Origin of the sequence: Streptomyces sp. cf386, from assembly GCF_900103585.1 — a bacterium.
Classification (GTDB): Bacteria; Actinomycetota; Actinomycetes; order Streptomycetales; family Streptomycetaceae; genus Streptomyces.
In genome coordinates, this window is record NZ_FNHV01000002.1 from 110,559 (window position 1) to 123,109 (window position 12,551).

General features: G+C 70.7%; 13 protein-coding genes. 7 read left to right on the forward strand and 6 right to left on the reverse strand.

Features of this window, described 5'->3' with window-relative positions; all coding sequences use genetic code 11:
- The first annotated feature begins 22 nt into the window (after positions 1–22).
- Entirely contained in the window at positions 23–379 is a 357-nt protein-coding gene (locus BLU79_RS04645) for a winged helix-turn-helix transcriptional regulator (RefSeq protein WP_093904317.1), read from the forward strand.
- 380 nt (positions 380–759) lie between these two features.
- On the opposite strand, the gene BLU79_RS04655 is transcribed toward BLU79_RS04645, so the two are convergent.
- The 3 genes from BLU79_RS04655 to BLU79_RS04665 form a co-directional block, all read right to left on the reverse strand.
- On the reverse strand, positions 760–1,755 hold the full coding sequence (locus tag BLU79_RS04655) for an esterase/lipase family protein (RefSeq protein WP_093904318.1): 996 nt from the start codon (positions 1,753–1,755) through the stop codon (positions 760–762).
- A 228-nt stretch (positions 1,756–1,983) separates the two neighbouring features.
- Positions 1,984–2,865 (reverse strand): GNAT family N-acetyltransferase, encoded by an 882-nt coding sequence (locus BLU79_RS04660; RefSeq protein ID WP_093904319.1) that lies wholly within the window; start codon positions 2,863–2,865, stop codon positions 1,984–1,986.
- Positions 2,866–2,940: 75 nt separating this feature from the next.
- Positions 2,941–3,681: a VOC family protein gene (locus BLU79_RS04665; RefSeq protein WP_093904320.1), complete on the reverse strand. Its 741-nt coding sequence runs from the start codon at positions 3,679–3,681 to the stop codon at positions 2,941–2,943.
- Positions 3,682–3,738: 57 nt separating this feature from the next.
- Here BLU79_RS04665 and BLU79_RS04670 point away from each other — a divergent pair, with 57 nt between their 5' ends.
- The 4 genes from BLU79_RS04670 to BLU79_RS04690 all read left to right on the forward strand — a co-directional run bounded on the left by BLU79_RS04670 (position 3,739) and on the right by BLU79_RS04690 (position 6,636).
- Positions 3,739–4,068, forward strand: a complete 330-nt coding sequence (locus BLU79_RS04670; protein WP_093904321.1) for a deoxyxylulose-5-phosphate synthase — start codon at positions 3,739–3,741, stop codon at positions 4,066–4,068.
- A gap of 606 nt (positions 4,069–4,674) precedes the next feature.
- Positions 4,675–5,304 carry a helix-turn-helix domain-containing protein gene (locus BLU79_RS04680; RefSeq protein ID WP_093904322.1) on the forward strand — a complete coding sequence of 210 codons (630 nt, stop codon included), beginning with the start codon at positions 4,675–4,677 and terminating at the stop codon, positions 5,302–5,304.
- Positions 5,305–5,469: 165 nt separating this feature from the next.
- Positions 5,470–6,162 carry a hypothetical protein gene (locus tag BLU79_RS04685; protein ID WP_093904323.1) on the forward strand — a complete coding sequence of 231 codons (693 nt, stop codon included), beginning with the start codon at positions 5,470–5,472 and terminating at the stop codon, positions 6,160–6,162.
- Between the two features lie 141 nt (positions 6,163–6,303).
- Positions 6,304–6,636 carry a DUF2516 family protein gene (locus BLU79_RS04690; RefSeq protein WP_177000916.1) on the forward strand — a complete coding sequence of 111 codons (333 nt, stop codon included), beginning with the start codon at positions 6,304–6,306 and terminating at the stop codon, positions 6,634–6,636.
- A 136-nt stretch (positions 6,637–6,772) separates the two neighbouring features.
- On the opposite strand, the gene BLU79_RS04695 is transcribed toward BLU79_RS04690, so the two are convergent.
- From BLU79_RS04695 to BLU79_RS04705, 3 genes are all read right to left on the reverse strand, one after another.
- The gene (locus BLU79_RS04695; protein ID WP_177000865.1) at positions 6,773–8,071 is read right to left on the reverse strand and encodes a PP2C family protein-serine/threonine phosphatase; all 1,299 of its coding nucleotides are present in this window, start codon (positions 8,069–8,071) and stop codon (positions 6,773–6,775) included.
- A gap of 280 nt (positions 8,072–8,351) precedes the next feature.
- Positions 8,352–9,440 (reverse strand): C40 family peptidase, encoded by a 1,089-nt coding sequence (locus tag BLU79_RS04700; protein ID WP_093904325.1) that lies wholly within the window; start codon positions 9,438–9,440, stop codon positions 8,352–8,354.
- Between the two features lie 218 nt (positions 9,441–9,658).
- Positions 9,659–10,477: a class I SAM-dependent methyltransferase gene (locus BLU79_RS04705; protein ID WP_177000866.1), complete on the reverse strand. Its 819-nt coding sequence runs from the start codon at positions 10,475–10,477 to the stop codon at positions 9,659–9,661.
- Positions 10,478–10,685: 208 nt separating this feature from the next.
- Here BLU79_RS04705 and mshA point away from each other — a divergent pair, with 208 nt between their 5' ends.
- Positions 10,686–12,026 (forward strand): D-inositol-3-phosphate glycosyltransferase, encoded by a 1,341-nt coding sequence (gene mshA, locus BLU79_RS04710; protein ID WP_177000917.1) that lies wholly within the window; start codon positions 10,686–10,688, stop codon positions 12,024–12,026.
- A gap of 7 nt (positions 12,027–12,033) precedes the next feature.
- Positions 12,034–12,534: a type III secretion system chaperone family protein gene (locus tag BLU79_RS04715; RefSeq protein ID WP_093904326.1), complete on the forward strand. Its 501-nt coding sequence runs from the start codon at positions 12,034–12,036 to the stop codon at positions 12,532–12,534.
- The last annotated feature ends 17 nt before the right edge of the window (positions 12,535–12,551 follow it).

Sequence of the window (12,551 nt, forward strand, 5' to 3'; positions counted from 1 at the left end):
GGTGTGAAATGGAGGGTGGGGCATGACGCATCGGCGCCACGATCCGAATGTGTGCGGGGTGACCGCCGCGATCGCCGTGATCGACGGCAAGTGGAAGACGTCGCTGCTGTGGCTGCTGGAGGACGGCCCCCGCCGCCCGGCGGAACTGCGCCGCCGGCTGCCGGGCCTCAGCGAGAAGGTGCTGACCCAGGCGTTGCGCGAGATGGAGTCGGACGGGCTGGTGCACCGGGAGGTGTACGACGTGCTGCCGCTGAAGACCGTCTACTCGCTGACCGAGTTCGGCCGCGACCTCGCCGAGGCTCTCGGCCCCCTGTCCGACTGGGGCCACCGCCGCCTGGATCGCATGGATCGCATGACCGACGTTCAGTCGGTCTCCTGACCTGAAACCCCCACCTCCGTCCGTCGTGCGTCCAGATCATCCAGGTGCTTCGGACACCTCGTCGATCACCCACATCAAGGGTCGGACGACGGTCGCGCTCTGCCAAGTACGCACAAAAAAGTGGGTATCTGCGGGAGCAGCTGCAGAGTGTGGCGCGGAGATCGCCGTCATCCGGTGCACGATCACGTCCGGCCGGGCCGCCGCCACCGCCGTGGCGACGGACCGGCCGTCGAACCCGTCCATCACGCCCCCGCCCCCCCTGCCCCGCGCCCATCCGCCGCACCAGGTCGAGCTTGGCCGCGCTCGTCGTCGTAGCCGTCACCTGGTGCCCGCGCTCGACCAGCCGGGGCACCAGAGGAGGAGCCGGTGGCCGCCCGGCCTCAGCCGCCGAGCAGTGGCAGCGAAAGGCCGCAGCGGACGGGCTTCGCGTGGGCGGGGTCGAGGGCGTTGCGCACGAGTTGGGCGGCGTTGGTGTCGTAGGCGAGGGACACGTGCTCGGAGAGGTCCTCGGGGCAGATGTCCTGGATGGTGAAGTTCCGGACGGTCGCGCGCGGTCCCGCGGTCAGGAACTGGTTCGTGAAGGGGGTGACGACCTCGTCGAGCCGGGTGGCGATGACGGTGTAGTCGACCCCTGGTTGTGTGTCACCGTCCCGGTCCAGCTTCTTGTTCACGTCCGAGCCGACCATCTGGTCCGACCATGCCTGGCCGACGAGGGTGGACACGACCGGGTTGAGCCCCAGCGTGGTGGCCAGTGTGCCGAGGCCCAGGGCGGTCGTGCCGTGGTTGGACGGCGCCAGGCCGATGAGGCGGCGCACCTTGTTCCGCTTCGGATGCGCGGAATCCGTGCCGCCCTCGAACCGCAGATACCAGCGGGGCGTGACGCCTCCGCCCTGGGAGTGCCCGACGAGGTCGACCTGACGGGCACCGGTGGCCTTGAGCACGCGGTCGATGTATCCGGCGATCTGCCGGGCGGAGGCCGGGACGGGCCCGCTGGCCTTGAACGGGCTACCGGGCGCGCCGCCGTAGTTGGGGGTGAAGACGCAGTAGCCCTGCTGCTTCAGCCAGGGGGCCAGCATGCTCCAGTCGGAAAAGGCGTTCGTCCAGGTCGCGTGCAGCAGTACGACCGGGCGCGGATGCTTGCGCGTGGGCTTGCAGCTCCAGTCGTCGGCGCCGGCCGGCGGCTCATCCGGGTGCAGGGACCCCTCGATGAACGCCGCGGGCGCGTCGAGAAGCCCTCCCGGCGGCTCGGGGGTGTCGGATGTGGCCGCCGCGCTCTGGAGGCCGCCGGTCAGCGACAGGGCGAGCCCCACACAGACCGCGGCCCACCTGGCACGCAGCCCGTTCGACCGTCTCCGGGAAACATTCCGCTCCGACACGCGCACTCCTCGCCTCAGGTCGGCCGGGCGCCGACGCGAAGATGATCGAGGAGCGGATCACCACAGGGACCGACAGCCGCTCGCGGGCACTACGTATGGAGCAGGCGGCTTTCATCCGTCCAGCCCACGGATGACGAGGATGCGTGCCCGGCCCCGCGAGCGGATGACGAGGATGCGTGCCCGGCCCCGCGCGTTCGTCCGCCCCTGGCCGACTTCCCAGCCGGCTCCCTAGCCGACTTCCGATGCCGCACCGGGGAATTCGTACCCCGCCCAGTCGGCGAGCGGGCGATAGCCGAGGCGTTGATAGAGGGCGTTGCTGGTGGGGTTGGACAGGTCCGCGAACAGCACGACCTCCCGCGCGCCCGCGGCCAGCGCGGCCCGGCTCACCTCCGCCGTGACGGCGGCCGCGTAGCCGCGACCGCGCAGGTGGGCCGGGGTGTAGACGATGTCCACCTGCACCTGGCCGCCGATCACCGGGTTCATTCCGGCGATGGAGACGGGAGTGCCGTCCGGGGTCTCCCAGAGCGTGTACCGCTTGTCGGCGAAGCGTGAGTCGGCCCATGTGCCGGCGTTCAGGGTGACGACCTCCCCGACGGCCTTGGCGAACTCGCCGCACCAGAAGATGGCTTGGTCGAGGTCCTGCTCGCCCAGGACGCGGCCCCGGCCGGCGGGCGGCGGCTCCGGTGGGGTGAGGGTGCCGAGGCGGTACTGCCGGAGCCGGATGTCGCGGAGTCTCGGCGTCGCGCCGGTGTGCCGCTGCCAGGCCTCGGCGAAAGCGGTGGCGGTGCTGCGGTCCGCACTGATCGAGGGAAGGGAGTGCCCGAGGGCGGCCAGGCGGGCGGCGAGGCTGTCGGCCTGCTCGGGCGTGAGGGGGGAGAGGCCGCAACCACGGTGCGGGAGGCGGTAGAAGGTGGCGTGGACCTCGCCCGCCCGCTCCAGCACACCGAAGACGGGGGCGTCGGTGCCGAACGCCTTCGCCCCACGCACGCGCACTCTCTCGGCCCAGGTCAGCTGCATGACGTGCGTGCCGGGCCGAGAGCGCAGGAAGTCTCCGGCTCGGGCGAGAAAGTCGTCGACGTCTTCGGTGAGGTACCAGTCATCCGGGCGCATGCTTCATCGTTCCCCGTGCGGTGGGCGCGCCCCGCACTTTTCGGCCAGGTGTCCGGGTGCCGTCAAGGCTCCGCGTCAGGAACGGGCGAGGACGCAGAACTCGTGGCCCTCCGGGTCGGTCAGGCACGTCCACGGGACGTCGCCCTGGCCGACGTCGAGGTCGGTGGCGCCGAGGGCCCGCAGCCGGGCCACCTCGGCCGCCTTGTCGTCACCGGGTTCCGGCACCAGGTCGAGATGGATGCGGTCCGGCACGGTCTTCACGCCGGTGCGGAGGAACTCCAGATACGGCCCGACACCCTTGGCGGAGCGGAACAGCGCATGGTCGTCGGTCACCTCGTGCAGGGTCCAGTCGATCGCCTCGCCCCAGAACCGGGCCATGGCCCGCGGATCCACGCAGTCGACCACGATCACGGCGATCGGCCCGGTGTCCCGGTGGCTCTCCCGAGGCTCCAGCACGCAGAACTCGTTGCCCTCGGGATCGGCGAGAACCGCCCACGGCACGTCATCGTCCTGGCCCACGTCGACGGGCGTCGCACCGAGAGCCTTCAGACGCGCGACCAACTCCGCCTGATGGGCGGCAGAGGTGGTGGCGAGATCGAGGTGCACACGGTTCTTCGTCGCCGTCTTGGGTTCCGGGACGGCGATGACGTCGATGCATACGCCGACCGGTTGCAGCCAGTCGAAGCCGACGGGTTTGGCGGCGGTCGCGCCGGGTTCGGAGCCGGAGACTTCCCAGCCGAGCGCCTCCGCCCAGAACCGGGCGACCGCCGAGTCGTCAACAGCCTTTATGTTCACCAGAACAGGTCGCAGCGTCATGCGGGCGATCTTAGATATCCGCTCGTCAGCCCAAGGCGCGCTCTCTAGGTTGAGCACATGGCCAACGCGAGGACCTCATACGTCTGCCTCCCTTGCCGGGTCTCGTACAAGCAGCCCTACGACCGCACGAGGCAACGCATCTGCCCGCGCTGTGCGGAGCCGATGATTCACGCGGGGTCGGCGTTCGCCACGCCCCGTCGGCGGGACGCCGCGGCATGGCGGACCCTCTCCGTGCTGCTGAACGCCGGCGTCGGCTTCCACAAGAGCTGCTGCGGCGGGCCCGGATACCGTCCCCGAACGCTGCGCGATGTCCGCGAACGGATGACGCATGCGCGGCGCAGCGGTATGCCGGTCGCTGAGGCCCTCGTACGGCGGGATGTGGCATAGGGAGGTGTCCTGTCCCAGACACCGTGGGCAGGGTGAGGACGCATCGGAAGTCCTCGCGTTCGTCCAACTCGGCCAGAAGGCGTTCGACGGAGGCTTCGTGGCCCTCCGGCCGGCCGGGCCGGGGGGGCAGAGGTCGTCGATCAGGTAGGTCCCGCCGGGAGCCACGAGGTCCAGCCACGTGCCGCCGTCCCCGGAAACGAAGGTCACCCGCGGGTCGGCGCCCAGCTGTTCCTGGGCAACGGTCTGGACGGTGGGGTCGAGTGCGACGGTGGTCAGACGGGAGGCGCGGTCCATGCCGCTGAGGAGCCAGGCCGTGCCCTCCCCGACTCCGGTGCCGAGTTCGAGGATCCGGCCCGCGGGCCTGGCGGCGGCTCGGCGTGTCGTCCATCCGGGGATGACGCGAGGGCTGCGCCCTTGCGGGCAAGGTCGATTCTCATCGCCATGGAAGTAGCGGCAGGTTGCAGGGACAGGACAGGAGGGCTTGACGCTCAGCTGGGGAACCTGAGCGCTCACCGGCTGACTGAAGCGCTCCGTCACAACGTGGCGTGGCGCACTTTTGCAAGCAGGTGCTTGCAATAGTTAGCGGGGGTGAGGCAAGGTGGAGGCATGGCATCGCTCAACGTCGGCAATCTCGGCGAGTATCTGCGTGAGCAGCGGCGCACCGCGCAGCTGTCACTGCGGCAACTCGCCGATGCCGCCGGGGTGTCCAATCCGTATCTGAGTCAGATCGAGCGCGGGCTGCGCAAGCCGAGCGCGGAGGTGTTGCAGCAGGTCGCCAAGGCGCTGCGGATCTCCGCCGAGACGCTGTACGTGCGCGCCGGCATCCTCGACGCCGAGCGGGACCGGGACGAGGTGGAGACGCGCGCCGTCATCCTCGCCGATCCCACGCTGAACGAGCGGCAGAAGCAGGTGCTGCTCCAGATCTACGAATCCTTCCGCAAGGAGAACGGGTTCGGGATATCCCCGGAGGCGGAGGAGGCTGCCGAGACGGTCGACCCGGCCGGGGAGGTCCGACTGGCCGACCTGGGCACCCTGCAGAGCGACGGCCACGAGGGTGCGGCGGACGCGGCCGATGCCGCGGACGCGGCGGACACCCAGGGCAGCGACGCCGCCGCACGCCGTAGCCGTACGACCCGCAAGACGCGCACAAACCGCACCACCCGCACCACCCGTACGTCCGACGGCAGCGACGCCGACCCGGAGAACCCGACCAACCCGCAGCAGTCGGCCGGCTGACCGAGCGCCGCCGTACGCGCGCCATGACCGAGCGCGCGTCGGCACGCAAGGCAAGCACGGCAGGCAAGGCAGGCAGGGTGCGCATGGCACCCGACGGCCAGCAGCCGTCCGGCCGACCGCGGATCCAAAACCCTCACCTCAAAGCAACCCGGGAGGACCATCACCATGGCCATCGCCGACGACCTGCGTAAGACCCTCAGCGACCCGACCCCGCTCTACTTCGCCGCCGGCACCGCCGACCTGGCCCTCCAGCAGGCCAAGAAGGTGCCCGGCCTGGTGGAGCAGCTGCGCGCCGAGGCGCCGGCCCGGTTCGAGGCCGTTCGCAACACCGACCCGAAGGCCGTCCAGGACAAGGCCACCGCCCGCGCCAAGGAGGCCGGTGCCAAGGCCAAGGAGGCGCAGGAGAGCTTCCAGACCAAGGTCAACGAGCTCATCGGCAACCTGGACGCCGACTTCAAGAAGTTCGGCAGCAACCTGGACGCGGACTTCAAGAAGCTCGGCAGCAACCTCGACGCCGACCTGAAGAAGCTCGGCGAGACCGCCCAGGACCTCGCGCTGCGCGGTGTCGGCGTCGCCGCCGAGTACGCCGTGAAGGCCCGCGAGACCTACGAGAAGGTCGCCGAGCACGGCGAGCAGGCCGTGAAGACCTGGCGTGGCGAGGCGGCCGAGGAGATCGAGGAGCTCGCCGTGGCCGTCGAGCCGAAGGCCGAGCCGGCCGCGGTCAAGGAGGAGAAGGCCGAGGCCAAGCCCGCCGAGGCCAAGCCGGCCGCCGAGGCCGCCCCGGCGAAGAAGACCACCGCCAAGAAGGCCCCGGCGCGCAAGACCACCGCCAAGAAGACGACCCCGCCCGCCAAGTAACACGGACGGGTGAAGAGGGGCTGTTCGACACGGGCCGGGCACTTACCGAGTGCTCGGCCCGTTGTTCGGGTAGCGGTCCTGCGGTTGCGGGTACGGTGACCGCGTAGGTACGAGCCGATTCGGGTGGTGGACGTTGTGCTGATGCAGGGCTTCGCGGGGTTCATGTGGCTGCTGAGCGTGGCCCTGATCCTTTTCAGCGGCTTCGCGCTGATCGACGCGGCCACGCGCCGCGAGGACGCCTACCGCGCGGCCGACAAGCAGACCAAGCCGTTCTGGCTGATCATCCTCGGCCTCGCCTTCATCGTGAACCTGATCTTCAACATCCTGTCGTTCCTGCCGATCATCGGCCTCATCGCGACGATCGTGTACATGGTCGACGTCCGCCCCGCGATCAAGGGCCTGCCGGGCGGCGGCCGCGCCAGAAAGGGCTCCAGCAGCGACGGCCCGTACGGGCCGTGGAACGGCGGCCGCTGATCAACGCGGCGAGGGGCAGCGCCCCGTAAGGGGCGCGGGGCTGTGTCGATATGCGGCTACCGCCGCGTGAGCGCGACCAGCCACAACGGACCGTTAGCCGGCATAGAACCGGAACCCACAACGGCGAGTCCCCGCTTCACGCCCCGCGGTCGAGCAACAGCACAGCCACGTCGTCCGCCAGCTCGCCCCCATTGAGGTCCCGAACCTCATTGACAGCGGCCCGCAACAACGCCTCCCCCTGCAGCCCCTCAGAGAGCTGCCGCCGCACCATCTCCACCATGCCGTCCTGGCCGAGCCGCTCCCGGCCCTCGCCGATGCGACCCTCGATCAAGCCGTCGGTGTAGAGCATCAGACTCCACTCCGCCCCCAGCTTCACCTCCATCCGCGGCCACCGTGCACCGGGCAGCAGGCCGAGAGCGGGCCCGTTGTTGTCGTACGGCAACAACTGCGCCGGCCGCCCGGGCCGGGCCAGCAGCGGCGACGGATGCCCCGCCAGGCACAGCCCCGCCCGACGGCCGTCCGGTGCGATATCCACCGTGCAGAGGGTCGCGAAGATCTCCTCGTCGGCCCGCTCATGCTCGAGCACCTGCTGGAGCGTCCCCAGCAGAGCGTCCCCGCACAGCCCGGCCAACGTCAGCGCCCGCCAGGCGATCCGCAGCTCCACACCGAGCGCGGCCTCGTCGGGCCCATGCCCGCAGACGTCGCCGATCATGGCGTGCACGGTGCCGTCGGCCGTGCGGACGACGTCGTAGAAGTCACCGCCCAGCAGGGCACGCGAACGCCCCGGACGGTAGCGCGCGGCGAACCGCAGCGACGACCCCTCCAGCAGCGGCGTCGGCAGCAGGCCGCGCTCCAGTCGACGGTTCTCCTGCGCCCGCATCCGGCCCTCGGCAAGCCGCCGCTCGGCCGTGTCGGAACGTTTCCTCTCCACCGCGTAGCGGATCGCGCGGCTCAGCAGCCGCCCGTCCAGTTCGTCCCGGAAGAGGTAGTCCTGGGCGCCCACCCGCACCGCCTCCGCGCCGCGCTCGGCGTCACCGGACGCGGTGAGCGCGAGGACGGCGTGCCGGGGCGCGAGCTCCAGGACGTGCTTGAGCACGCCCAGCTCGTCGTCGGCGGCCCGGCCGGGGGCCGGGAGCGCGAGGTCCAGCAGGATGCAGTGGACGTCGTCGGTGAGCAGCCGCTCGGCCTCGGTGAGGTTGCGGGCGGTGCGCACGCGGATCGGCTTGCCGGCCGAGTCGAGTATTTCGGGCACGACCGTGGAGCCGCCGGGATCGTCCTCGATCAGCAGCAGCGTCAGGTTGGTGTGGGTGGTGTTCTCGACCGTCTCTTCCTTACGCGGGGCCTCTTCCGTGGAGGTGCCGCCTGGGGGCGCGGCCGGTGCCTGACCACTCTCCACGGCCGGGATCGCTCTCTGCCGCGGTATGGGTAGGGGCATCGTCTTGGGTTCCTTCCCTCCCCCCGAGGGCTGGCGGAAACGAGGGACCTCGATCCACCGACGGGGACCATAGCGGTAGTCGGCGCCGCAACGGAATGGTGTGAGGCACCCCGCCTGGACACCGGCCACTGTCATATGCCGCGTTCCCTACCGCAGTTGGACACGTCGGGAAGGGGGTGGGGATGACGAACGTCACGTCCACCCGGGGTTTGGTGGCTGTGTGACGTGGGGTGGGTCACGTGGTACGGGTCACGACCCACTCATCACAAGACGCCCCGAATCAACTCGCATCGGGCCGAACCACCCCGAGGATCGGCATCGAGCCCGCCCCTGCGACGGTCACCGTGCGCCCGGGACGCGGGGCGTGGATGATGGCGCCGTCGCCGATGTACAGCGCGACATGGCTGGCGTCGTCGTTGTAGATGATGAGATCGCCGGGGCGCATGTCCTCGACGTCGATGCGCTCGAGCTGCTTCCACTGCTCCTGCGAGGTCCGCGGAATGCCGCTCCCGGCGCTCGCCCACGCCTGTGACGTCAGGCCGGAACAGTCGTACGTCTTCGGCCCCTCGGCGCCCCATTCATACGGTTTGCCCAGCTGGGCCGAGGCATACTCGACGGCCTTGCGACCTTGTGCCGAGGCCTTGGTGTCGAGGTCCTTCAGAACGCCGGAGTCCAGCCAGGCGGTCTGCGCCTTGTAGGCGGCCTCCTCCTCCAGCTTGGCGAGGCGCTCCAGCTCCTCCTTCTCCAGCTGGGATTCGAGCTGTTCGGCCGCCTTGATCTGCTTCTCGATCTTCTTCTGGGCGGCCGCCTTGGCCTTGCGGCCCGCCTCCAGCTTGTGCCACTGCGCGGAGGCGTCCTTGGCGTACAGCTCCAAGTCCTGCTGGGTACGGGTCATTTCGGCGAGCAGCCCCTTGGCGGCCCGCCCGCCCTGCAACACCCGGCCCGCGCCGTCGAGGAATTCCTGCGGGTCGTCGCTGAGCATCAGCTTCGCCTCGTCGGGCAGTCCGCCGGAGCGGTACTGGGCGGCAGCCGCGGCGCCCGCGCGCTTCTTCAACTCGGCGAGCTTCTCCTGGCCTTTGACGATCCTCTTCGCCAGCGCGACGATCTCGGCGGACTGCTTCTCGGTCGCTTCCTCGGCGGCGTTGTACTCGTCGGTGGCGACGGCCGCGGCGTGGTAGAGCGTTTCGAGCTTCTGGCGGACCTCCTCAAGGTCCTTGTTCGACACGGTGGTCGGGGACGAGGAGGGGGACGTGCTCGGTGACGGGGTGGGGGTGGGTGCCGCGAAAGCCGTGCCTGGTGCCGCCAGTACGGTGACCGCGCAGACGACGATCACGGCCGATGCGATCAGGCCGCGCTTGCCCGAGCCCATACCTGTTGCCCCCAAACTGATGTCTCGTCAGTAACTTACGAGCGTCCGGGGGATCGTGCCACGACGGCGCGCAAAGTGACAGAGGTCTGCTTCCCCCCGTTCCCTCCCCGTCATGACGTTCTCCCCGCCTTTGTGACGAACGACTCGCGGAGATCGTTCCCCGCAGATCACGGATCAGGCCAGGGGCCAGGCCACGGGGTCAGGTCACAGACTCGGAGTCAGCCCCGCGGCGCCAACGCCTCCCACCGCAGCGTCACTTCCCCCTGCCGCCACCGCACCGGCCCGTCCGTCACCGGCCAGTCGACGGCGAGGTCCCGCACCGCCCGGATCCAGCGCTGACGTGCGCCGTACGACGCGTAGGGCGCGGCAGCGGCCCAGGCGCGATCGAAGTCACGCAGGAATCGGTGCACGGGCTCGCCGGGAACATTGCGGTGGATGAGCGCCTTCGGCAGTCGCTCGGCGAGGTCCGACGGCCGCTCCAGCGAGCCCAGCCGCGTCGCGAAGGTCACCGTACGCGGCCCCTCCGGCCCGAGCGCGACCCACACATGCCGGCGCCCGATCTCGTCGCAGGTCCCCTCCACGAGGAGCCCGCCGAGCGCCCCCGACACCGGATCGGCCGGCGCGAGCCGCGCACACAGCCGCTCCCAGACCCCGGCGACCTCCCCCTCCTCGTACTGCCGCAGCACATTCGCGGCCCGCACGAGCAGGGGCCGCTGCGGGACGGGAATCTCGAACCCGCCGTGCCGAAAGACGAGCCCCTCCCGCTCATACGGCTTGGCTGCGGCAACCCGGGCCGGCTCGATCTCCACACCGACCACGCGCACGCGTGGCGCGACGGTACGCAGCCGACCGAGCAACTCCACGGCCGTCCATGGAGCGGCGCCGTACCCCAGGTCGACCGCGACCGGATCCGCGGCCCGACGGAGCTCGGCCCCGTGTGCGTAGGCGATCCAGCGGTCCATACGGCGAAGCCGGTTGGGGTTGGTCGTCCCGCGAGTCACCGTTCCCACGGGGCGGGCGGCTGCGCGGGGTGTCATGGATACGAGGGTAGGTGGCAGCACTTCCAGGCCACCCTCGACAGGTGCCCCCAACGCACCCAAGCCCCGAACAGTTGAGCGACCTTCGGTAATGCCTCGGCAAAAACCACCCCACCCGGAATGGGAACCCCTCCCTCCGCTGTTGCACCCCCTTGGAGGGCCCGCGCACCCTCCACCCGGCATGCCCGCAGCCAAGGAGGAACGCCACGTGAGCCACTACGTCAGCAGGCTCGGGCGTCGCTCCCCGGCGGCCCACCCGCGGCTCCGTCTGCCGCACCGCCGCCCCCGCCGCGTGGCCATGCTCTCCGTGCACACCTCCCCGCTCCACCAGCCGGGCACCGGCGACGCCGGCGGCATGAACGTCTATATCGTGGAGCTCGCGCAGCGCCTCGCCGCGATCAACATCGAGGTCGAGATCTTCACGCGCACGACGGCCACGGACCTCCCGCCCACCGTCGAGCTCGCCCCCGGCGTCCTGGTCCGGCACATCGACGCGGGCCCCTACGAGGGCCTCAACAAGGAGGACCTCCCCGCCCAGCTCTGCGCCTTCACCCACGGCGTGATGCAGGCCTGGGCCGGCCACCGCCCCGGCTACTACGACCTGGTCCACTCCCACTACTGGCTCTCCGGCCACGTCGGCTGGCTGGCGGCCCAGCGCTGGGGCGCCCCCCTGGTGCACGCCATGCACACCATGGCCAAGGTCAAGAACGCCAACCTCGCCGACGGCGACACCCCCGAGCCCGCCGCCCGCGTCATCGGCGAGACCCAGATCGTCACGGCCGCCGACCGCCTCATCGCGAACACGGCCGAGGAGTCCGAAGAACTCGTACGGCACTACGCCGCCGACCCCGACAAGGTCGCCGTGGTGCACCCCGGAGTGAACCTCACCCGCTTCTCGCCCGCCGACGGCCGAGCCGCGGCCCGCGCCCGCCTCGACCTCCCCCAGGACGCCCTGATCCCCCTCTTCGCGGGCCGCATCCAGCCCCTGAAGGCCCCCGACGTCCTCCTGCGCGCGGTGGCCGTCCTCCTCGACGAACACCCCGAGCTTCGCTCCCGCATCCTCGTCCCGATCGTGGGCGGCCCCAGCGGCAGCGGCCTCGCCAAGCCCGAGGGCCTGCAGAAGCTGGCCGCCCGCCTGGGCATCGCGGATGTCGTACGGTTCCGCCCGCCCGTCGGCCAGGAGCAGCTCGCGGACTGGTTCCGGGCGGCGTCGCTGCTGGTCATGCCGTCGTACAGCGAGTCGTTCGGGCTGGTGGCCATCGAGGCGCAGGCGGCGGGCACGCCGGTGCTGGCGGCGTCGGTGGGCGGCCTCCCGGTGGCCGTACGGGACGGCCGTACCGGATTCCTGGTCCAGGGCCACAATCCGGCCGACTACGCGCGCGTGCTCCGCGCCTTCGCCGACGACCCGCACCTGTCCCCACGGATGGGCGAGGCCGCGGCCCGGCACGCCCAGTCCTTCGGCTGGGACGCGGCAGCCGCGGCCACGGCGGACGTCTACGTCGCCGCGAGCCACGCCCACCGGCGTCGCGTACGCTCCCACCATGGCTGACGCACGCATGGCTGCCGCACAGAAGGCGGCGCAGGTCGTCGAGGGAGCCCTCAAGGACGCCGAGCTGGAGTGGGAGAGCCCGGACCCCGGCAACTACGTCGTCAAGCTCCCCGGCACCCGCAAGCTGTCGACGACGGTCTCCCTCCTCCTCGGCCGCCACTCCCTGTCGCTGAACGCCTTCGTCATCCGCCACCCCGACGAGAACGAACCCGGCGTCCACCGCTGGCTCCTGGAGCGCAACCTCAAGCTGTACGGCGTGAGTTACGCCGTCGACCAGCTGGGCGACGTCTACGTCACCGCCAAGCTCCCGCTCGCCGCCGTCACCGCCGACGAGATCGACCGCCTCCTCGGCCAGGTCCTGGAGGCGGCGGACGGCGCCTTCAACACCCTCCTGGAGCTGGGCTTCGCGTCCGCGATCCGCAAGGAGTACGAGTGGCGCGTCGCGCGCGGCGAGTCGACGCGGAATCTGGATGCGTTCAGTCATCTGACCCAGCGGCCCGCTCGCTGAATTCAAGTCCCGCACAG

Bases quoted from the DNA above. Each gene is read 5' to 3' on its own strand.
- BLU79_RS04645 (WP_093904317.1), top strand. From the start codon at position 23: ATGACGCATCGGCGCCACGATCCGAATGTGTGCGGGGTGACCGCCGCG.
- BLU79_RS04660 (WP_093904319.1), bottom strand. From the start codon at position 2,865: ATGCGCCCGGATGACTGGTACCTCACCGAAGACGTCGACGACTTTCTC.
- BLU79_RS04665 (WP_093904320.1), bottom strand. From the start codon at position 3,681: ATGACGCTGCGACCTGTTCTGGTGAACATAAAGGCTGTTGACGACTCG.
- BLU79_RS04670 (WP_093904321.1), top strand. From the start codon at position 3,739: ATGGCCAACGCGAGGACCTCATACGTCTGCCTCCCTTGCCGGGTCTCG.
- BLU79_RS04680 (WP_093904322.1), top strand. From the start codon at position 4,675: ATGGCATCGCTCAACGTCGGCAATCTCGGCGAGTATCTGCGTGAGCAG.
- BLU79_RS04685 (WP_093904323.1), top strand. From the start codon at position 5,470: ATGGCCATCGCCGACGACCTGCGTAAGACCCTCAGCGACCCGACCCCG.
- BLU79_RS04690 (WP_177000916.1), top strand. From the start codon at position 6,304: ATGCAGGGCTTCGCGGGGTTCATGTGGCTGCTGAGCGTGGCCCTGATC.
- BLU79_RS04695 (WP_177000865.1), bottom strand. From the start codon at position 8,071: ATGCCCCTACCCATACCGCGGCAGAGAGCGATCCCGGCCGTGGAGAGT.
- BLU79_RS04700 (WP_093904325.1), bottom strand. From the start codon at position 9,440: ATGGGCTCGGGCAAGCGCGGCCTGATCGCATCGGCCGTGATCGTCGTC.
- BLU79_RS04705 (WP_177000866.1), bottom strand. From the start codon at position 10,477: ATGACACCCCGCGCAGCCGCCCGCCCCGTGGGAACGGTGACTCGCGGG.
- BLU79_RS04715 (WP_093904326.1), top strand. From the start codon at position 12,034: ATGGCTGCCGCACAGAAGGCGGCGCAGGTCGTCGAGGGAGCCCTCAAG.